This window comes from Streptomyces sp. 1114.5, assembly GCF_003635085.1.
Lineage (GTDB): Bacteria > Actinomycetota > Actinomycetes > Streptomycetales > Streptomycetaceae > Kitasatospora.
Window position 1 is genome coordinate 1,124,496 of the sequence record NZ_RBXE01000001.1, and the last position, 18,205, is coordinate 1,142,700.

The window sequence follows — 18,205 nt, forward strand, 5'->3', positions numbered from 1 at the left end:
GCATGCAGTCGGCCGGCCTGGAGAAGGCCTCCCACCGCCGGATCGCCGGGGTGCTCGGAATGCTCGGCGCGCTGCTCGCGCTGATGCTCGCGGGCGCCGGACCGGCCTCCGCGCACGCCACCCTGGACTCCACCGATCCCCGGCAGAACGCGGTGGTCGCCACCGCCCCGCAGGCCGTCACGCTGACCTTCAGCGAGGCCGTCTCGCTCTCCTCCGACTCCGTCCGGGTGCTCGACCCGGCCGGCCAGGCCGTGGACACCGGCAACCCGGCGCACGCCGACGGCCGGGGCAACACCGCCCGGGTCGGCCTGCGGAGCGGGCTCGCCAACGGCACCTACACGGTGGCCTGGCGGGCCGTCTCGGAGGACTCGCACCCGGTCGGCGGCGCGTTCACCTTCTCCGTCGGCGCGCCCTCGGACACCTCGGTGTCGGCCACCGCCCTGCAGGGCGCCAAGGCCGACGGCCTGGTCGCCGCCCTGTACGGCACCGGGCGCACCGTCGCCTACGCCGCGTTCGCGCTGCTGGCCGGCGTCGCCGCCTTCGTGCTGGTCTGCTGGCCGGCCGGGACCGCCCGGCGCCCGGTGCAGCGACTGCTGATGACCGGCTGGACGGCGCTGCTGGTCTCCACCATCGCGGTGCTGCTGCTGCGCGGCCCGTACGAGCGCGGCTCCGGGGTCGGGCAGGCCTTCGACCTGACGCTGGTGCGCGCCACGCTGGACGAGCGGATCGGCACCGCGCTGGCGGCCCGGCTGCTGCTGCTCGCGGCGGGCGGGGTGTTCCTGTCGCTGCTGGTCGGCCAGTTGGGGCAGCCGCCGCGGCCGGTTCCGGCGAAGCCCCTGGCGGCCGCGGGCGGCACCGCGGGTTCCGGCGCGGACGAGGGCGAGGACGAGGGCAAGGACGAGAGCGAGGACGCCGAGGCCGCCGAGCTGCGTGAGCTGGAGCGGCGGGCCGCCGAGCGGCCACAGCGGGAGACGAGGCTGGGGCTCGGTGTGGCCGGGCTGGTCCTGGCGGTCGCCCTCGCCGCGACCTGGGTCGGCGCCGACCACGCCTCGGTGGGCATCCAGGTCTGGCTGGCGCTGCCGTTCGGCATCCTGCACCTGATCGCGATGGCGCTCTGGCTGGGTGGCCTGGCCGCGCTGCTGGTCGCGCTGCGCGAGGGCGTCGGCGCCGAGGTGGTGGACCGCTTCTCCAGGATCGCCTTCGGCTCGGTGGCCGTGCTGGCCGGCACCGGGATCTACCAGTCCTGGCGGGGCCTGGGCAGCTGGGGCGCGCTGACCGGCACCGAGTACGGGCGGCTGCTGCTGGTGAAGAGCGGCTGCGTGGTCGTGATGCTCGGCGTCGCCTGGATGTCCCGGGCCTGGCTGGCCCGGCTGCGCTCGGCCCCGGCCGAGGCGGCGGAGGTCGAGCGGACCGAGGTGCCGGAGCCGGTCGCCGTCGCGGCGCACAGCGAGGACCCGGTCCGCCGGGCGCAGCTGGCCCGGCAGAAGGCCGCCCGGGAGAGCGCCGGGCGCGAGCGCGGGCTGACCCCGACCCGGGCCGGGCTGCGCCGCTCGGTGCTGGTGGAGGCACTGGTCGCGGTGGCGGTGCTGGTGGTCACCACGATGCTCACCAACTCGCCGCCCGGGCGGGTGGCGAGCGAGGTCTCGGCCGGTGCGGCGGCTGCCGCCCCCGGCGCGGCCGCGGCGGCCCCGCAGACCGAGCCGGGCCGTACCGTCGAGCTCAAGCTCCCGTACGACACCAAGGGCCGGACGCCGAACGCCAGGGGCACCGCGACCGTCACCCTCAACCCGGCCAGGACCGGCCCGAACGAGGTGAAGCTCGCGCTGGACGGCACGGACGGGCAGCCGGTGGACGTCCCCGAGGTGCAGCTCGCCTTCACCCTGCCGGACCGCGACCTCGGCCCGCTGCCGGTCGCGCTCACCCCGGAGGGCACCGGCCGCTGGAGCGGCACCGCGCAGCTGCCGCTGGCGGGCAACTGGGTGGTGTCGGTGCAGGTCCGCTCCTCGGACATCGACCAGACCACGCCGACCCAGCAGTTCAAGATCGGCTGACGGCGGTGGACGACGTGACGACCGAGGTGACGACGGTGGAGCAGGGGTCGGCGGACCGCACGGGCTTCACCCGGCGGGCGCTGCTCGGCACCGCCGGTGCCGGGCTGCTGGTCGGCGCCGGGGCGGTCGCCCTGGGCGGCTCCGACCGCCCCGACCGCTCCGCCGGGGCGGCGGGCGCGGCCGGCGCGCTCGGCGCGGCCCGGGTGCCGTTCCGCGGCGAGCACCAGGCCGGGATCCTCGAACCGCAGCAGGCCAGGGTCCAGCTGGCCGCCTTCGACCTGGCCGAGGGCGCCGGCCGGGACGGCCTGCGCGGCCTGCTGCAGCGCTGGACGAAGGCGGCCGAGCGGCTGACCGCCGGGGAGCCGGCCGAGGAGTTCGACAACCAGATCGCCCTGGACGCCGGGCCCTGCTCGCTCACCCTCACCGTCGGCTTCGGCGCCGCGCTCTTCGACAAGGCCGCCCTGGCCGACCACCGCCCGCCCGGGCTCGAACCGCTGCCCGCCTTCCCCGGTGACGCGCTCGACCCCGCCCGCGGCGACGGCGACCTGTTCGTCCAGATCGGCGCCGACGACGCGCTGGTGGCGGTGCACGCCCTGCGGGTGCTGCAGCGGCTGGCGGCCGGTACGGCGGCGCTGCGCTGGCAGTCGGCCGGCTTCGCCCGCACCCCCGGCGCCGCCGCGCAGCCGGTGACCGGCCGCAATCTGATGGGCCAGGTCGACGGCACCAACAACCCCAAGCCCGGCGAGGACGGCTTCGCCGCCAAGGTGTTCTGCGCGGCCGGCGGGGACCAGCCGGGCTGGCTGGCCGGCGGGTCCTACCTGGTGTTCCGGCGGATCCGGATGCTGCTGGACCACTGGGAGGCGCTGCCGGTGGACCGGCAGGAGCGGGTGATCGGGCGGCGCAAGTCGGACGGCGCCCCGCTCGGCGCGCCCGCCGGGGCCGGCGAGCACGCCCCCGTCGACCTCTCCGCGCAGGGCCCGGACGGCGCGCTGGCGGTCCCCGCCGACGCGCACATCCGGGTCGCCGCCCCGGCGGCCAACGGCGGGGCGGCGATGCTGCGGCGCGGCTTCTCGTACCACGACGGGCTGTTGCCGGACGGCTCGCCGGACGCCGGGCTGCTCTTCCTCGCCTTCCAGGCCGACCCGCGCCGGGGCTTCACCCCGGTGCAGCGCAAGCTCTCCCGGGGCGACGGCCTCTCCCGCTTCCTGCGGCACGAGGCGAGCGGGGTGTACGCGCTACCCCCGTCCGCGCCGGCCGGCGGCTACCTCGGGCAGCAGCTGCTGGAGGGGTAGTTCCCCGGCGCCTCCGGCGTGCGGGGCGTTTGCGGCGTTTGAAGACACGCCCTGGCACACACGGTCCCGGCCACTGGGACGCTTTCCTGCCGGGGCCGCGGAATCGTTAGGGTGGCTGTTTCGGCACCACCCGTTCGCGCGGAACCCGTCCGCGCGGCACCCTGTTCGTGCGGCACCGAGTACCCGGAGGCGTCATGTCGGCCACCCGCTACACCTATCTCGGCCCGGCCGGCACCTTCACCGAGGCGGCGCTGCACACCCTGCCCGAGGCGGCGACCCGGGAGCTGGTGCCGCTGTCCTCGGTGGCGCTGGCGCTGGACGCGGTGCGCGGCGGGGAGGCCGCCGGGGCGTTCGTGCCGATCGAGAACTCGGTGGAGGGCGCGGTCACCGCGACCAACGACGAACTGGCCGCCGGCACGCCGCTGATGATCTACCGCGAGGTGCTGCTGCCGATCTCCTTCGCGCTGCTGGTGCGCCCCGGCACCGAGCTTTCCGGGATCAAGACGGTGACCAGCCACCCGGTGGCCCAGCCGCAGGTGCGCCGCTGGCTGGCGGCCAACCTGCCGGACGCGACCTGGGAGTCGGCCGCCTCCAACGCCGACGGTGCCCGGCTGGTCGCCGAGGGCCGCTACGACGGGGCGTTCGCGGGCGAGTTCGCGGCGCCGATCTACGGGCTGGACCCGCTGGTCAAGGACATCGCGGACGCCAAGAGCGCGGCCACCCGGTTCGTCCTGGTGGGCCGCCCGGGCCGGGTCTCCTCGCCGACCGGCGCGGACAAGACCTCGATGGTGGTCTGGCTGCCGGACGACCACCCGGGTGCGCTGCTGGAGCTGCTGCAGGAGTTCGCGGTGCGCGGGATCAACCTGATGCGGATCGAGTCCCGCCCGACCGGTGAGGGCCTGGGGAGCTACTGCTTCCTGATCGACTGCGAGGGCCACCTGTCCGAGCGCCGGGTGGGCGAGGCGATGATGGGCCTGAAGCGGATCTGTCCGCAGGTGCGCTTCCTCGGCTCCTATCCGCGCGCCGACCGCCAGGTGTCCACCCACCGGCGGCCGGGGACCTCGGACGAGGATTTCTCCTCGGCGGCGGACTGGCTCTCGCGGGCGCTCGACGGTCGCGGGGAGATCTGAGCCGTACGCGCCTCCCTGCGGGACAACCTGACGACACCTGTTGTCTTTCTGACATTTTCCGACCGTTTCGGACCGGGCTGATCAGACGGGTGGGATGCCCGGTCGGGTGACCGCACCCGTCGTCCACAGGGCCGCCCGACGCCGGGGGCCGCTGTCCACAGGCCTCCCCGCTGTCCACAGCCGGAAGTTATCCACAGGCCTGGGGACGAGTCGACAAACCGGTATAGCCATTACCCAGAACCGGTCGGATCATCGGTTTGCGTCGCAGAGATGACTAATCGGATCAGAGTCACCCGGTTGCCAGCAAATCACCCGTGCGAGTGCTTCAATTCCCTCACTCGGGAAGGTCGAATGAGGTTTGAAACCTCAATTCCCTGGTTCGGTCACGCGGAGGGTGATCATCCCCTTCGATCCACAGCCCTGGCCCCGACCCTGTGGATAACCCGTGCCCGGCGGATTCCCCACAGGAGTTATCCACAGGGCGACGGGAGTTATCCCCAGGGAAAAACCGGTACCGGTGGAGGAACTCCCGCCCGGTACGCTTGGGCCTGTGATTGACCTTCGCCTGCTCCGTGAGGACCCTGACCGAGTGCGCGCCTCGCAGCGCGTCCGTGGCGAGGACGTCGACCTGGTCGACGCCCTCCTCTCCGCCGACGAGCGGCGCCGGTCCTCGGGCAGCCGCTTCGACGAACTGCGCAGCGAGCAGCGGGTGCTCGGCAAGCAGGTCGCCCAGGCCAAGGGCGACGAGAAGGCCGCCCTGCTGCAGCGCACCAAGGACCTGGCCGCCGAGGTCAAGGCCGCGGACGCCGAGCAGGGCGCCGCCAAGGAGGAGGCCGACCGCCTGCTCCGCTCGCTGGCGAACCTCATCGACCCGGCCGCCCCGGTCGGCGGCGAGGAGGACTTCGTCACCCTGGAGGAGATCGGCACCCCGCGCGACTTCGCCGCCGAGGGCTTCGAGCCGCGCGACCACGTCGAGCTGGGCCAGATCCTGGGCGCGATCGACACCGAGCGCGGCGCCAAGGTCGCCGGTGCCCGGTCCTACTACCTGACCGGCGTCGGCGCGCTGCTGGAGCTCGCCCTGGTCAACATGGCGATCGCCCAGGCCACCGCGGCCGGCTTCACCCCGATGATCACCCCGACCCTGGTCCGCCCGGCCGCCATGGACGGCACCGGGTTCCTCGGCCAGGCCGCCGAGAACGTGTACCACCTCGCCGAGGACGACCGTTACCTCGTCGGCACCAGCGAGGTCCCGCTCGCGGCGTACCACATGGACGAGATCATCGACGCCGAGAAGCTCCCGCTGCGCTACGCCGGCTACTCGTCCTGCTTCCGCCGCGAGGCCGGCACCTACGGCAAGGACACCCGCGGCATCATCCGCGTCCACCAGTTCGAGAAGGTGGAGATGTTCGTCTACACCACTCCCGAGGACGCCGAGAACGAGCACCGCCGCCTGCTCCAGTGGGAGAAGGACTTCCTCAACGCGCTGGAGCTGCCGTACCGGGTGATCGACGTCGCCTCCGGCGACCTCGGCGCCTCGGCCGCCCGCAAGTTCGACATCGAGGCCTGGATCCCCACCCAGGGCAAGTACCGCGAGGTCACCTCGACCTCCAACACCACCGAGTACCAGGCCCGCCGGCTGTCGATCCGGATGCGCGAGGAGGGCAAGACCCGCCCGCTCGCCACCCTGAACGGCACCCTGGTCGCGATCCCGCGCACCATCGTGGCGATCCTGGAGAACCACCAGCAGGCCGACGGCTCGGTCGTCGTGCCCGAGGCGCTGCGGCCGTTCCTCGGCGGACGGACCGTCCTGGAACCGGTCAAGTAACACCGGTTGCGGCCGTACGACCCGTACGGCCGCGCCACCTGTTCCACCGCACCACCCGCTCCACCCGCAACTCCCGGGAGACGACCGGCCCATGAGCACCACCAGCCCCAGCCCCGTCTCCCCGGACGACACCCGAAGCGGTGGCGGCCTGCCCTACCGGCTGGTCGCCACCGACCTCGACGGCACCCTGCTGACCAGCGAGGAGACCGTCTCCGAGCGCACCCGCGCCGCCCTGGCCGCAGCCACCGGCGCGGGCGCGCTGCACATCATCGTCACCGGCCGCTCGGCCGTCTGGGCCCGCCCGGTCTTCGACGAGATCGGCTACACCGGGATAGCCGTCTGCGGCCAGGGCGCCCAGGTCTACGACGCCGGCGCGCACAAGCTGCTCACCTCCCTCACCCTGGACCGCCGGCTCGCGGCGCTCGCCATCGAGAAGATCGAGGCCGAGACCGGCCCGCTCGCCGTCGCCGCCAACCAGGACGGCCTCGACGGCCAGGTGCTGGCCGGCCCCGGCTACGAACTGCTGATCGGCTCCGACCTGCCGGTCGTCCGGGTCGACCGCGGCGAGCTGTTCGCCTCCCCGCTCGGCAAGCTCTACATCCAGCACCACGCGCTGACCGACGACGCCCTCGCCGAAGCGGCCCGCCGCGCCGCCGGCGACCTGGTCGGCGTCGTGATGGCCGGCGCCGGCGTGGTCGAGCTGCTGCCGCTGGGCCTGTCCAAGGCCACCGGCCTGGCCGTCGCCGCCCGCCGCCTCGGGCTGCGCGCCGCCGACACCATCGCCTTCGGCGACATGCCCAACGACGTCCCGATGTTCGGCTGGGCCGCCCACGGCGTCGCCATGGCCAACGCCCACGAGGAACTCCTCGCCGTCGCCGACGCCGTCACCGCCAGCAACGACGAGGACGGCGTCGCAGCCGTCCTGGAACGCCTCTACCCCGCCCGCTGACCGGGCCCGACGGCCCTGGGCGACGCGCCGTACCGGATGTTCACGATCGGTTCGCATCCAGGGTTGTAGGATGACCGGGCAAGCGGTTGTAGGATGACCGATGACCGGTCGGTGAAGCGGTGTGCGGAGGGAGGCCCGGAATGAGCGGTGACGGCAGCAGCCTGCAGGCGGCCGGGCGGCGGTCCCTGGTGGACACCGCGATCGACCAGCTGCGCGAGCAGTTGGCCGACGGGGCCTGGCCGGTGGGATCGCAGATCCCGACCGAACACGAGCTGGCCGAACGGCTGCAGGTCGGGCGGAACACCGTGCGGGAGGCGATCCGGGTGCTGGTGCACGCCGGGATGCTGGTCTCCCGGCAGGGCGAGGGGACCTTCGTCCGCTCCACCAGCGACCCGGCGGCCGTACTGCGCGGCGTCCAGCGCTCGGGGATCCGGGACGTCCTGGAGGTCCGCGCGGCGCTGGAGACCGAGGGTGCCCGGCTGGCCGCGCTGCGGCACACCCCCGAGGACATCCGGCGGATGCGGGCCGCGCTGGCCCGCGAGGCCGAGGTGTTCGCTGCGCACCCCGAGCGGGCGAGCCGCGAGGCCACCGTCGAGCACGACCTGGAGTTCCACACCGCCGTCGTCGAGGCCGCGCACAACCCCGCACTGGCCGAGGTGTACCGCTACTTCGGCGCCTCCGTCCGCGAGTCGATGACGTCCGCGTTCGGCGACCACGAGATGCCCGAGGCGGTCGTCGCCACCCACGAGGCGCTGGTCGACGCGATCGAGAGCGGTGACCCGGAGCGGGCGGAGGCGGCGTGTCGTGCGCTGCTCGCCGGCCCGACCGCGGCCGTCGAGCAGCTGCTCGCGGCCATCGCGGCCCGGAAGTAGGACGGCGCGAGCCTCCGCCTTCCCGCCCGCATCCACGCACATCCAGGAAAGAACAGCACACCCATGGCCGTCACCCGTGCCCAGCAGCCGGTTGTCACCACGCCCGCCCCGCTCCCCGCCGCCGCCCGGCTGGCCCATCCGCTCCTGCTGCTGACCGGCATCGTGCTGGTCGCGCTGAACATGCGCGCCTGCCTGGCCGCGGTCTCCCCGATGGTCGGCGACATCCAGCGGACCTTCGGCCTCTCCGCCACCGCGAGCGGCCTGATCACCACCGTGCCGGTGCTGTTCCAGGGCGTCGGCGCCCCGCTCACCCCCCGGCTGACCCGCCGGTTCGGCGCCGAGCGGGTCGTCCTGGGCGCGGTGCTGGTGCTCGGCGCGGGCGTGCTGCTGCGGGTGCTGCCCTCGGCGGCGGCGCTGTACGCGGGCTGCGTGGTGATCGGCGTGGCCATCGCGGTGCTGAACGTGTCGATGCCGGGCCTGGTCAAGCGGGAGTTCCCGGACCGCGCGGCCACCATGACCGGCGTCTACTCGACCACCATGCTGGTCGGGGCCACCCTCGCGGCCGGCACCTCCGTCCCGCTGGAGCACGCGCTCGGCGGCGGCTGGCGGGCCTCGCTCGGCGCCTGGTCGCTGCTCGCCGTGGTCGCGGCGGTGGCCTGGCTGCCGCAGGTGCTGCGGGCGCGTCAGGAGCGGGGCGCGGTGACGGGCTCGGCGGGCGCGGTGACGGGCCCGGCGGGCGCGGTGACGGGCCCGGCGGGCGCGGTGACGGGCGCGGCGGGCCCGGTGACGGGCTCGGCAGCGGCGACGGCCGTGCCGGGCAAGCCGATCGAGGGCATCTGGAAGTCCCCGCTGGCCTGGCAGATCAGCCTCTTCATGGGGATCTCCTCGCTGCTGGTCTACATCCTGGTCGCCTGGATGCCGACCATCCTGGCGGACCACGGCATGGACCGCGGCCAGGCCGGACTGGTCTTCGCCTTCTCCAACCTGCTGCAGGTCGCCGGTGCCTTCCTGGTGCCGCTGATGGCGGGCCGGATGACCAGCCAGCGCGCCCTGGCCGTGACCATGGCCGTCCTGAACGGGCTCGGCATCGCGATGCTGCTGGTCGCGCCGGTCTCCGCCGCGTGGGCGTCGGCGGCCGTCCTCGGCCTGGCCCAGGGCGGTTCGCTGGGCCTGGGCCTGGCGTTCATCGTGCTGCGCACCGGCAGCGCGGCCGGCGCCGCCCAGCTGGGCGGGATGTCGCAGGCGATCGGCTACCTGGTCGCGGCGGCCGGCCCGGTCGGCGCCGGCGCGCTGCACCAGCTCACCGGCGGGTGGGAAGCCACCCTGGCGCTGATGCTGGTGCTGGTCCTGGTGGTCGGCGCGGCCGGCTGGGGCGCGGGGCGCAACCGTACGCTCTGAGCCCCCGCCGAGGGTTCACGGCTCACTCCTCGCCGGCCAGGGTCAGCCCGGCCAGCTTCACCGAGGCGAGCACCGTCGCCCCGACGGTGACCACCAGCAGCAGCGGGACGGCCGCCCCGAACGAGACGTCGGCGCCGATCGCGGTGTCCCCGGCGACCGCCTCGGCCACCGCCTTGCCCCACTGCTGGACGCTCAGCGTCCGGGCGCCCTCGACGAAGTTGCCGACCACCGACTCCCAGATCAGGGCGTAGGCCAGCCCGGCCACCACGGCGTGCCGGGTGACCACGCCGAGCAGCAGGAACAGCGCGCTGTACGCGGCCCCGGCGACCAGCACCGCCACGGTGTAGCCGAGCGCCACGCCGTCCCGGGTGCCGTACAGCAGCAGCCCGGACAGCAGCGTCGGGACGACCGAGAACAGCCAGGTGACACCGATCGCGACGGCCAGCTTGGTGGTGACGATCTGCCACCGCGGCAGCGGCTTGGCGAGCAGGTAGACGATCGAGCCGTCGTCGATCTCGGTGGCGATGGCCCCGGTGCCGACCACCAGGCCGAGCAGCGGGACCAGGGTGCCGAGGCCGAGCTGGCCGAGGATCTTGACGGTCAGGCCGTGCGCGTCGGCGCTCGACCCGCTTGCGATGGCGGAGACGAGCAGCAGCAGGGCGGGGACCACCAGCAGCAGCAGGCCGCGGCGGCGGCCGAGCAGCCCGCGCAGGGTCAGCCGGGCGACGGTGGGGTTCATGGACGGTCGGCCCCTTCCTGGGCACTGTCGGCCTGGGCACGGTCGGCCTGGGTCCGGGTGATCGGTGGCATCACGCGGAGACCAGGTACGAGAAGACGCTCTCCAGCGACTCGTCGGCCGGGGAGACGGTGTACAGCCGGATCCCGGCCTCCCGGGCGACCCTGGGCAGCAGGGTGGTGAAGCCCTGGAAGTTCACCGCCTCGATCCGCAGCGCCCGCTCCCGCTCGTCCACCTCGATGCCGGTGGTGGAACCGTCGGCGATCAGTGCGGCGGCGAGCCGGCGGTCGTCGCTGGAGCGGACCAGGTAGCGGTGCGGGCGGTCGGTCATCAGCCGGCGGATCCGGCGGAAGTCCCCGGAGGCCGCGTGCCGGCCGGCCACCACGACCTCGATGTGCCGGGCCAGTTGCTCGACCTCCTCCAGGATGTGCGAGGAGAACAGCACGGTGCGGCCGTCCGCGCCGAAGCGGCGCAGCAGCTCCATCAACTGGAGCCGCTGGCGCGGGTCCATGCCGTTGAAGGGCTCGTCCAGCAGCAGCACGGCCGGGTCGTGGACCAGCGCGGAGGCCATCTTGACCCGCTGCTTCATGCCCTTGGAGTACGTCCCGGTGCGGCGGTCCTTGGCGTGCGCCATCTCCACCAGGTCCAGGGCCCGGCGGGCGGCGGCGCCCGGCTGGGGCAGGCCGTGCAGTTCGGCGTTGGCGAGCACGAACTCCCAGCCCGTCAGGTGGTCGTACATCGACTCCCGTTCGGGGACCAGGCCGATCTGCCGGTACACCTGCTGGTTGCGCCAGATCGGCGTGCCGTCCAGGGTGACCGCGCCGCCGGACGGGGCGAGGAAGCCGCTCATCATGTGGATGAGGGTGGACTTGCCCGCGCCGTTGGGCCCGAGCAGACCAGTGACGCCGGGGCCGATGGCCATGGTGACGTCGTTGACCGCGACCACGTTCCCGAACCAGCGGGAGACCTTGTCGATGCTGATGGTGGCCATGCCGCCCTCTCTCAAACCTTCTTGTAGCGGCTCAGCAGCAGCCGGTACGAGCCGACCACCATGGCGACCGCGACCAGCGCGAACACCGCCAGGCCGAGGCCGCCCGGCGCGTGCCGGCGGTCGAGTCCGCCACCGAGGCCGAACAGCTCGTTGACCAGGGACTCCACCAGGTCGGTCGGCGAGATCAGCGAGGTCCACTGCGCGCTGTCGGAGCCGGTCGTGCCCGGGTTGCCGATGCCGACCGCGACGGTGGCCACCGCGGCGCTGACCGCCAGGTAGCCCATGATGGCGGCCACCCCGAAGCCCCGGCGCGGGGTGGCGGCCGCGATCACCAGGGCCACCGAGGTGGGCACCACGGCGTACAGTGCGGCCGCCGCCAGGCCGTACAGGAACTGCCCGGTGTTGTGCGCGAAATCCATCCCGCCGAGCAGCGCGCCCGCGTACAGCACCAGCAACGGGGCTGCCATCAGCAGCAGTTGGGCGCAGACCATGGCGGCGAACTTGGCCCGAACGTAGTCGGTGCGGGTGATCGGGCGGGAGAAGTAGAGCGGCACGGTCTGGTACCGCAGGTCCCGGGAGAGCAGCACCGGCGCCTGGGAGGCGAGGAACACCGAGACCACCAGGCTGAGGCTGGAGAGGTAGCCCGGGAACTCGACCGGCAGTTCGTCGCGCTTCATCGCGATCGCGATCGCCACGAAGAGCACGGCGGGCACGGTGACCGCGCCCAGCACCAGGAACGGCAGCACCTTGGACTTGCCGGAGCGGCCGAGGCCGTAGGCGGCGCGCAGGCTCTGGGTGAAGAGCGAGCGGGTCGCGTAGGCGCGGCCGAGCCGGGGGCCGGCGTAGCCGCGGTAGCCGATGTCGTGGATGACGCCGGTGTCGGCGGGCCCGGTCTCAGGAGGCAGCGACATCGTCAGTCCCTCCCCTGCTGCTGTGCTGGGCGTCGTGGGTGTCGTCGGTGTCACGGGTGTCGTCGCTGTCGTCGGTGAAGAGTTCGGCGACCCGGTGCCGGCGCTGTTCCAACCGGACCAGGCCGAGGCCCAGTTCGGCGACGGTGTCGCGGACGGTGTCGTACGTCGACTCGTCCGCGAGCCGGACCAGCAGCAGGTGGGAGCCCTCGGGCTGGGCCTCGACGCCGGCCGCGGCAAGGCGCTCCCGGACCGCCGCACCGGGCTCGCGGCCGATCGCGCCGGGCTGCTCGCGGCCGTGGTCCTCCGGGAAGTCGGTGACCTCGACCGCGAGGACGGCCGTCGCCTCGGTGAAGGAGGCGGTGGAGGAGGAGCGCAGCAGCTTGCCGCCGTCGATGACGACCAGGTGGTCGCAGGTGCGCTCCAGCTCACCGAGCAGGTGGGTGGTGACCAGCACCGAGATGCCGAAGTCGGAGTGGACCCGGCGGATCAGCGCCAGCATCTCGTCCCGGCCGGCCGGGTCGAGGCCGTTGGTCGGCTCGTCCAGCAGCACCAACTTCGGGTCGTGGACCAGTGCTTGGGCGAGCTTGACGCGCTGCTTCATGCCGGTCGAGTACCCGCCCATCGGCCGGTACCGCTCCTCGTAGAGGCCGACGTGCCGCAGGGTGTCCGCGGTGCGCTCGCGGGCCGCGGTGGCGGGCAGGCCCGCCATCCGGGCCATGTGCACCACGAACTCGGTGGCGGAGACGTCCGGCGGCAGGCAGTCGTGCTCGGGCATGTAGCCGACCCGCTCGCGGATCTCGGAGCCCCGGGTGGCGACGTCCAGGCCGAGCACCTCGCCGCGGCCGGAGGTCGCCGGGGCGAGCCCGAGCAGGATCTTGATCAGGGTGGACTTGCCCGCGCCGTTGGACCCGACCAGCCCGACCACCCCGGGCCGCACCTCGACGGTGAGCTGGTCGAGGGCGGTGACCCGGGGGAACCTCTTGGTGAGGCCGTCCGTCCTGATGACAGCTGTGGACACGCCCTCAACGTAACGGCCTTGCGCCGCACGGGGCATGAGCCGGGACGACGAGGGCCCGTGCTGCTGCGGTATGACGTCCGGGGCTGCGGCCCCTAGGGGCCGCAGCGCCCGGACGTGGTGAACCGCGCGGCGGATCAGCTGTGCGCGCGCTCCCACAGCTCGGTGACCTTGCCGGAGGCGTCGATCGCCACCTTGTAGTCACCGAGCGAGCACGGGTACGAGCCCTTCTCGTTGTGCGGCGTGGCGATGCACTCGTTGATGTGCTTCACCAGGTCGGTCACGTTGACGTCCTTCGGCGCGGCCAGCACCGAGCTCAGGTGGCCCTTGGCGGTGGGCGCGATGGGGGCGGTCTTGTCGGCGCCCACCGGGTCGAAGCCGACGTCGTCGACGCCGCAGACGTCCTTGGTGTCCTTGTACACCAGGGTCGTCGTGCTGGTGCCCTTCACCGGGTAGATCCACTTCTGCCCGGCGGGCAGCGGCCCGTGGGTGCAGAAGCCCTCGGGCTCGCCGGAGGCGGCCGGGGTGGCGCTGGGCGCGGTCCTGCCGGGCTGCACGGGCTTGCCGGTGCCGGCCGGGGCGGCGGTGGGCGCGGCGTCCGTCGGCGCGGCGGTGGCGGTGCTCGACCCGCTTCCCGCGCCCTGGTCCGACGAGTCGTCCGGGCCGCAGGCCGCGAGACCGAACGCGGCGGCGGCGACCAGGGCGGTGGCGAGCAGTCTCCTGGAAACAGGCATGACGAAGGAACCCCCGTTGTAACGCATGATCAGATTGGCGGTGCGGCGGACAGACTAGCGCCTCGCCCCGACGCCGCCGGAGCGCCCGGACCCCCGGGCACCCCGGCGGGAGGCGATCAGCCCAGCTGGGCCAGGCCCTCGGTGGCGATCCGCTCGAAGACCGCGAGGTCGTTCGCGAAGATCGAGTCGGGGACCGGCCAGTGGATCACCAACTCGGTGATGCCCAGCTCCCGGTAGGTGCCCGCCCAGTCCACGAAGGCGTCCAGCGACGCCAGCGGCTTCTCCGCGGTCGAGCCCTGGAGCAGCATCTTCTCCAGCGTGGCCACGTCCCGGCCCTTGACCTCGCAGGCCGCCGTCAGCTTCTCGATCTGCGCGGCGATCACCCCGGGCGCCTGCTCGGCCGGCACGTCCGCCGGACCCTTCGGGTCCCCGTACGTGACCCAGCCCTGGCCGTACTCGGCGGCCAGCCGCATCCCGCGCGGGCCCGCGGCGGCAACGTAGAACGGCACCCGCGGGGTCTGCACGCAGCCGGGGATGTTCCGGGCCTCGACCGCCGAGTAGTACGTGCCCTCGTGCGTCGTGGCGTTCTGGCGCAGCAGCTCGTCCAGCAGCGGCAGGAACTCCCCGAACCGGTCCGCCCGCTCCTTGGGCGACCACGCCTGCTGCCCCATCGCCGTCGCGTCGAAGCCGATCCCGCCGGCCCCGATCCCCAGGGTGAGCCGGCCGCCGGACACGTCGTCCAGCGTGATCAGCTCCTTCGCCAGCGTCACCGGGTGGCGGAAGTTCGGCGAGGTGACGAGCGTCCCCAGCCGCAGCCGCTCGGTGGCCGTCGCGGCGGCGGTCAGCGTGGGCACCGCCCCGAACCAGGGCTCGTCCCGGAACGACCGCCACGACAGGTGGTCGTAGGTGTACGCGGCGTGGAACCCGAGGTCCTCGGCCCGCCGCCAGATCTTCTGTCCCTCGCTCCACCGGTGGATGGGGAGGATCACCGTGCTCAGACGCATACCACCGACCCTACGGGAGGCGGCTCGCTGTCGGATTCAGCGCTGCAGCCAGCTCAGCAGGGTCGTCGCCGTGAACACCGTGCCCGCCGCCAGCCAGACCGCGCGCTGGGTCAGCCACCCGGGCCCTTCCCGGACCGGCCCCGGGGGCTGGGACTGCGGGACCGGGGCCAGCAGCGCGTCTGCGAAGGCCTGGGCGGTGGGCGGTCGGTCCGCCGGCTCGACGGACATCGCGGTCCGGAGCAGCAGGGCGAGGTTCGGTGGGAGCTCCGCTCCGGCCGGGAGCGCCGGCAGCGTCGAGGCGGTCGGCTGGCCGGTCATCAGGGCTGTGGCGCGTCCGCCCGAGCCGAACGGCTTCTGCCCGGTCAGCAGCTCGTAGGCCACGACGGCCAGCGCGTACACGTCGGCCCTCCCGTCGAACCCGCCGGTCTGGAAGGCCTGTTCCGGTGCCATGTACGCGGGTGTGCCCGTGGTCACCGTCAGCCCGGATGCGTCGGCCAGTTGCTTGGCGCTGCCCAGGTCCGCCACCAGCACCGCGGCGGGCGCGGAGCCGGTGGAGAGCAGCAGGTTGGACGGCTTGACGTCGCGGTGCACCACGCCCGCCTCGTGCAGGACCTGGACCGCGTAGCCCGCCTCCGCCGCCAGCCGCAGCGCCTCCTGCCGGTCCCACTGCCCGACCCGGTCGGCCAGGGTGCCGCCGCGGACGTAGTCCATGACGAAGTACGGCCGGTCCTCCTGCACGCCGACGTCGTGCACCCGGACCACCCGCGGGCTGGCGATCCGGCGCAGCAGCCTCGCCTCCGCCAGGAACCGCTCGCGCACATCGGCGTTGGCGGCCCAGTTCTCGGCCAGCACCTTCACCGCGACCTCGGTGTCGAGCTCCGGATCGTAGGCCTTCCAGACCGTCGCGAAGGAGCCGGCTCCGAGCCGCTCCAGGAGGAGGTAACGGCCGAGCTTGCGCATGTGGCAGCATTCTGCCGGAGTCGGCGGGAGTGTGGAACTCCCGTTCGGCGGGTGGGGTACCAGGCGGGACGAAACGGGGGAATCCGGGTGTTCGAGGAAGCCGAGCTGGAACGGCTCGTGGCGGCTGCTCAGGCGGGCGACCCGGGGGCGCTGGAGCACCTGCTGGCCAAGCTGCGGCCGGTGGTGCTGCGCCGCTGCTCCCGTTTCCTGCCCCACCACGCCGATGCGGAGGAGGCCGCGCAGGACGCGCTGCTGTCCATCAGCACGCACCTGGGCGGGTACGGCGGTCACGGCTCCTTCCTGGGCTGGGTGACGGTGATCGCCTCGAACGCCGCCCGGTCCACCTACCGCTCGATGCGCCGGCGCGCCGAGGACAGCCACGCCGACCTCCCCGAGTCCGTCGACCCGCGCACCACCAGCGTCATCGCCGGGACCAGGCTCGACCTGATGGAGGCGCTGGCCGCGCTGGAGCAGCAGCACCCCGCCCTGGTGGAGTCCTTCGTGCTGCGCGACCTGGGGGACCTGACCTACGTCCAGGTGGCCGAGCAGCTGGACGCCCCGCTGGGCACGGTCAAGGACCGTATCCACCAGGCCCGCCGATTCATGCGCGGGCGCCTGGTCACCGGCCTGTGAACCGCGGTCCCGCGGCGGGCGGCGGCCACACCGTCGTCCGGCTCCGGTCCGCCGTCGCCGCCCTGGTCGCGGCCGCCGCACTCGGGCTGGTGGCCGGCCGGTTCGTCCTGCCGGCGCCCACCGGCGCCACCGGGCAGGCGGCAGCGCAGTCGGGTGCCGCGGCCGGCGGGGCGTCCCAGGGCGCGTCCTCGGCCTCCGGCTCCGCCGCGCCGGCCGGTGCGACCGGTGCGACCGGGCCGGTGACGATCGCGAACCTTCTGGAACCCGCGGCGTTCAGCCCGGACGTCGGCACCGAGCGGATCCACGTCATCGACCGGTACGGCGACGGGGCTTACGCCAACGCGGCCTGCACCGGCGAGAAGACCCTCACTCAGACCCTGGGCGGGCCCGGTGCCCGCTTCCGCGGACTGATGACCAGCACCCGCGCCGACCCGGACGACCGCACGCTGGCCGCCGACAGCGTCGACCAGGTCGCCCGCGAGGTCGCCGCCGAGGCCCAGAGCCCGTCCCTGGCGCAGAACTTCGCCGAGCGCCTGCTGCTGGAGGCGGTGTCCTGCCAGGAGGAACCTCCAGGGCACTGGGTCTACGGAAGGACCATGACGCTGCAGCTCGCCCCGGACGTCACCGCGAGCTGGATGGGCTACTACCAGGGATCGCTCAACACCACCGGCAGAGCGCCCGAGGGCAAGGAGACCTGCGGCGGCATCGCCGTGCTGCGCAGCGGCAACCACTACGGGGTGCTGGAGGTCCACGCCTGCCTGGGCACGGCCGCGATGGACCGCGTCGTCAGGACCGCTCTGTCACAGCTGTGAAACACCGGGTCGGGGCTCCAACTTTCCCTCCGTGGGCGGCATCTCCCCGGTTGTACGAGGACGCAACAGGCGTCCCGACCAGCAGGGGGACCAGATGACCGAGAACCAGACCGTCCAGCAGAAGTCCGTTCGCCGCAACCGGCTCGCCGCCGCGGCCTGCTTCGCCGCCTCGCTGATCACGGTCAGCGTCGTCGGCGCCCAGTCGGCCACCGCCGACGGGGCCGCGCACACCGCCGCACACCGCCCCGCGGCCGCCGCCCAGTCGACCACCGCCGCCCACCCGGCCGCGGCCGCCGCGCCCGCACTCGGCTCCGCCCGCCTCGTCCAGAGCGAGGACTTCCGGCAGGGCCTGAACCCGGTCGGCGCGACCGTCGCGCTGACCGGAGGCCAGGCGCTGTCCGCGTGCTCCGGCGAGGAGACGATGCGCGACCTGACCAAGGGCCAGGCCACCGCGTACGCGTCCGTGAACTGGACCTTCGACACCAAGGGCATGCTGATGGAGTCGGCCGCGAGCGCCCCCACCGGGATCGCGGCCGACACCTGGGAGAAGCAGCTCGTCGAGCTCGTCCAGGACTGCCAGGACGAGCCCGCCGGCCACTGGCACTACGGCGCGGCCCACACCCTGACCGTCACCGGCGGCAATGCCCGCTGGTACCCGGCCTACAACGGCGACGGCACCGCCACCGGCGGGGTCGCGGTCCTGCGCAGCGGCACCAAGGTCGCCATCGTCGAGCTCAGCGGCCAGCCCACCGACGCCCCGACCTACGTCGAAGGCATCGCCACCGCAGCGCTGAACCGCCTCTCCTCCTGAACGGGCAGCCCCGCTCCGCCCGGCGGCACCGGGCGGAGCGGGGCTGAACGGGGCCGAACGCCGCCGAGGCGGTCGCGGCTC

At 73.8% G+C, this 18,205-nt stretch carries 17 protein-coding genes; 10 read left to right on the top strand and 7 right to left on the bottom strand.

From position 1 onward, the window contains the following. Positions 1–2: 2 nt before the first annotated feature. The 7 genes from BX285_RS04820 (at position 3) to BX285_RS04850 (ending at position 9,517) form a co-directional block, all read left to right on the top strand. On the top strand, positions 3–2,051 hold the full coding sequence (locus BX285_RS04820; protein WP_121174539.1) for a FixH family protein: 2,049 nt from the start codon (positions 3–5) through the stop codon (positions 2,049–2,051). Positions 2,052–2,065: 14 nt separating this feature from the next. Continuing rightward, positions 2,066–3,343 (top strand): iron uptake transporter deferrochelatase/peroxidase subunit, encoded by a 1,278-nt coding sequence (gene efeB / locus BX285_RS04825; RefSeq protein WP_183107159.1) that lies wholly within the window; start codon positions 2,066–2,068, stop codon positions 3,341–3,343. Positions 3,344–3,537: 194 nt separating this feature from the next. Further along, on the top strand, positions 3,538–4,473 hold the full coding sequence (pheA, locus tag BX285_RS04830; protein ID WP_097236816.1) for a prephenate dehydratase: 936 nt from the start codon (positions 3,538–3,540) through the stop codon (positions 4,471–4,473). 550 nt (positions 4,474–5,023) lie between these two features. Next, positions 5,024–6,298 carry a serine--tRNA ligase gene (gene serS / locus BX285_RS04835; RefSeq protein ID WP_097236817.1) on the top strand — a complete coding sequence of 425 codons (1,275 nt, stop codon included), beginning with the start codon at positions 5,024–5,026 and terminating at the stop codon, positions 6,296–6,298. A gap of 91 nt (positions 6,299–6,389) precedes the next feature. After that, positions 6,390–7,247 (top strand): HAD family hydrolase, encoded by an 858-nt coding sequence (locus BX285_RS04840; RefSeq protein WP_097236818.1) that lies wholly within the window; start codon positions 6,390–6,392, stop codon positions 7,245–7,247. A 140-nt stretch (positions 7,248–7,387) separates the two neighbouring features. Next, the gene (locus BX285_RS04845) at positions 7,388–8,119 is read left to right on the top strand and encodes a FadR/GntR family transcriptional regulator (protein WP_097236819.1); all 732 of its coding nucleotides are present in this window, start codon (positions 7,388–7,390) and stop codon (positions 8,117–8,119) included. A gap of 63 nt (positions 8,120–8,182) precedes the next feature. Beyond that, entirely contained in the window at positions 8,183–9,517 is a 1,335-nt protein-coding gene (locus BX285_RS04850; protein ID WP_121174540.1) for an MFS transporter, read from the top strand. Positions 9,518–9,539: 22 nt separating this feature from the next. Here the strand turns inward: BX285_RS04850 and BX285_RS04855 are convergent, their stop codons facing one another. The 7 genes from BX285_RS04855 to BX285_RS04885 form a co-directional block, all read right to left on the bottom strand. Continuing rightward, a complete protein-coding gene (locus BX285_RS04855; RefSeq protein ID WP_121174541.1) occupies positions 9,540–10,256 on the bottom strand; it encodes an ABC transporter permease in 717 nt (238 codons plus the stop codon). Between the two features lie 70 nt (positions 10,257–10,326). Beyond that, positions 10,327–11,244: an ABC transporter ATP-binding protein gene (locus BX285_RS04860; protein WP_097236822.1), complete on the bottom strand. Its 918-nt coding sequence runs from the start codon at positions 11,242–11,244 to the stop codon at positions 10,327–10,329. 11 nt (positions 11,245–11,255) lie between these two features. Beyond that, positions 11,256–12,155: an ABC transporter permease gene (locus BX285_RS04865; protein WP_097236823.1), complete on the bottom strand. Its 900-nt coding sequence runs from the start codon at positions 12,153–12,155 to the stop codon at positions 11,256–11,258. After that, positions 12,139–13,209, bottom strand: a complete 1,071-nt coding sequence (locus tag BX285_RS04870) for an ABC transporter ATP-binding protein (protein ID WP_121174542.1) — start codon at positions 13,207–13,209, stop codon at positions 12,139–12,141. Before BX285_RS04870 ends, BX285_RS04865 begins: the two co-directional genes overlap by 17 nt. A 98-nt stretch (positions 13,210–13,307) precedes the next feature. After that, complete coding sequence (locus BX285_RS04875; RefSeq protein WP_147465112.1) at positions 13,308–13,904, bottom strand: hypothetical protein; 597 nt, start codon at positions 13,902–13,904, stop codon at positions 13,308–13,310. A 116-nt stretch (positions 13,905–14,020) separates the two neighbouring features. Continuing rightward, the gene (locus BX285_RS04880; RefSeq protein WP_121174544.1) at positions 14,021–14,908 is read right to left on the bottom strand and encodes an LLM class flavin-dependent oxidoreductase; all 888 of its coding nucleotides are present in this window, start codon (positions 14,906–14,908) and stop codon (positions 14,021–14,023) included. Positions 14,909–14,944: 36 nt separating this feature from the next. Next, entirely contained in the window at positions 14,945–15,868 is a 924-nt protein-coding gene (locus tag BX285_RS04885; RefSeq protein WP_121174545.1) for a serine/threonine-protein kinase, read from the bottom strand. A gap of 87 nt (positions 15,869–15,955) precedes the next feature. On the opposite strand from BX285_RS04885, the gene BX285_RS04890 reads away from it, so the two are divergent. The 3 genes from BX285_RS04890 to BX285_RS04900 all read left to right on the top strand — a co-directional run bounded on the left by BX285_RS04890 (position 15,956) and on the right by BX285_RS04900 (position 18,124). Continuing rightward, positions 15,956–16,501 carry an RNA polymerase sigma factor gene (locus tag BX285_RS04890; protein ID WP_179852799.1) on the top strand — a complete coding sequence of 182 codons (546 nt, stop codon included), beginning with the start codon at positions 15,956–15,958 and terminating at the stop codon, positions 16,499–16,501. Further along, a complete protein-coding gene (locus BX285_RS04895; protein ID WP_121174546.1) occupies positions 16,498–17,313 on the top strand; it encodes a hypothetical protein in 816 nt (271 codons plus the stop codon). The genes BX285_RS04890 and BX285_RS04895 overlap by 4 nt, the downstream gene beginning before the upstream one ends. A gap of 94 nt (positions 17,314–17,407) precedes the next feature. Beyond that, complete coding sequence (locus tag BX285_RS04900; RefSeq protein ID WP_121174547.1) at positions 17,408–18,124, top strand: hypothetical protein; 717 nt, start codon at positions 17,408–17,410, stop codon at positions 18,122–18,124. The last annotated feature ends 81 nt before the right edge of the window (positions 18,125–18,205 follow it).

Coding starts and splice junctions, on each gene's coding strand:
- BX285_RS04820 (WP_121174539.1), top strand. CDS start 3: ATGCAGTCGGCCGGCCTGGAGAAGGCCTCCCACCGCCGGATCGCCGGG.
- pheA (WP_097236816.1), top strand. CDS start 3,538: ATGTCGGCCACCCGCTACACCTATCTCGGCCCGGCCGGCACCTTCACC.
- BX285_RS04840 (WP_097236818.1), top strand. CDS start 6,390: ATGAGCACCACCAGCCCCAGCCCCGTCTCCCCGGACGACACCCGAAGC.
- BX285_RS04845 (WP_097236819.1), top strand. CDS start 7,388: ATGAGCGGTGACGGCAGCAGCCTGCAGGCGGCCGGGCGGCGGTCCCTG.
- BX285_RS04850 (WP_121174540.1), top strand. CDS start 8,183: ATGGCCGTCACCCGTGCCCAGCAGCCGGTTGTCACCACGCCCGCCCCG.
- BX285_RS04855 (WP_121174541.1), bottom strand. CDS start 10,256: ATGAACCCCACCGTCGCCCGGCTGACCCTGCGCGGGCTGCTCGGCCGC.
- BX285_RS04860 (WP_097236822.1), bottom strand. CDS start 11,244: ATGGCCACCATCAGCATCGACAAGGTCTCCCGCTGGTTCGGGAACGTG.
- BX285_RS04865 (WP_097236823.1), bottom strand. CDS start 12,155: ATGTCGCTGCCTCCTGAGACCGGGCCCGCCGACACCGGCGTCATCCAC.
- BX285_RS04870 (WP_121174542.1), bottom strand. CDS start 13,209: ATGCCCCGTGCGGCGCAAGGCCGTTACGTTGAGGGCGTGTCCACAGCT.
- BX285_RS04875 (WP_147465112.1), bottom strand. CDS start 13,904: ATGCCTGTTTCCAGGAGACTGCTCGCCACCGCCCTGGTCGCCGCCGCC.
- BX285_RS04880 (WP_121174544.1), bottom strand. CDS start 14,908: ATGCGTCTGAGCACGGTGATCCTCCCCATCCACCGGTGGAGCGAGGGA.
- BX285_RS04885 (WP_121174545.1), bottom strand. CDS start 15,868: ATGCGCAAGCTCGGCCGTTACCTCCTCCTGGAGCGGCTCGGAGCCGGC.
- BX285_RS04900 (WP_121174547.1), top strand. CDS start 17,408: ATGACCGAGAACCAGACCGTCCAGCAGAAGTCCGTTCGCCGCAACCGG.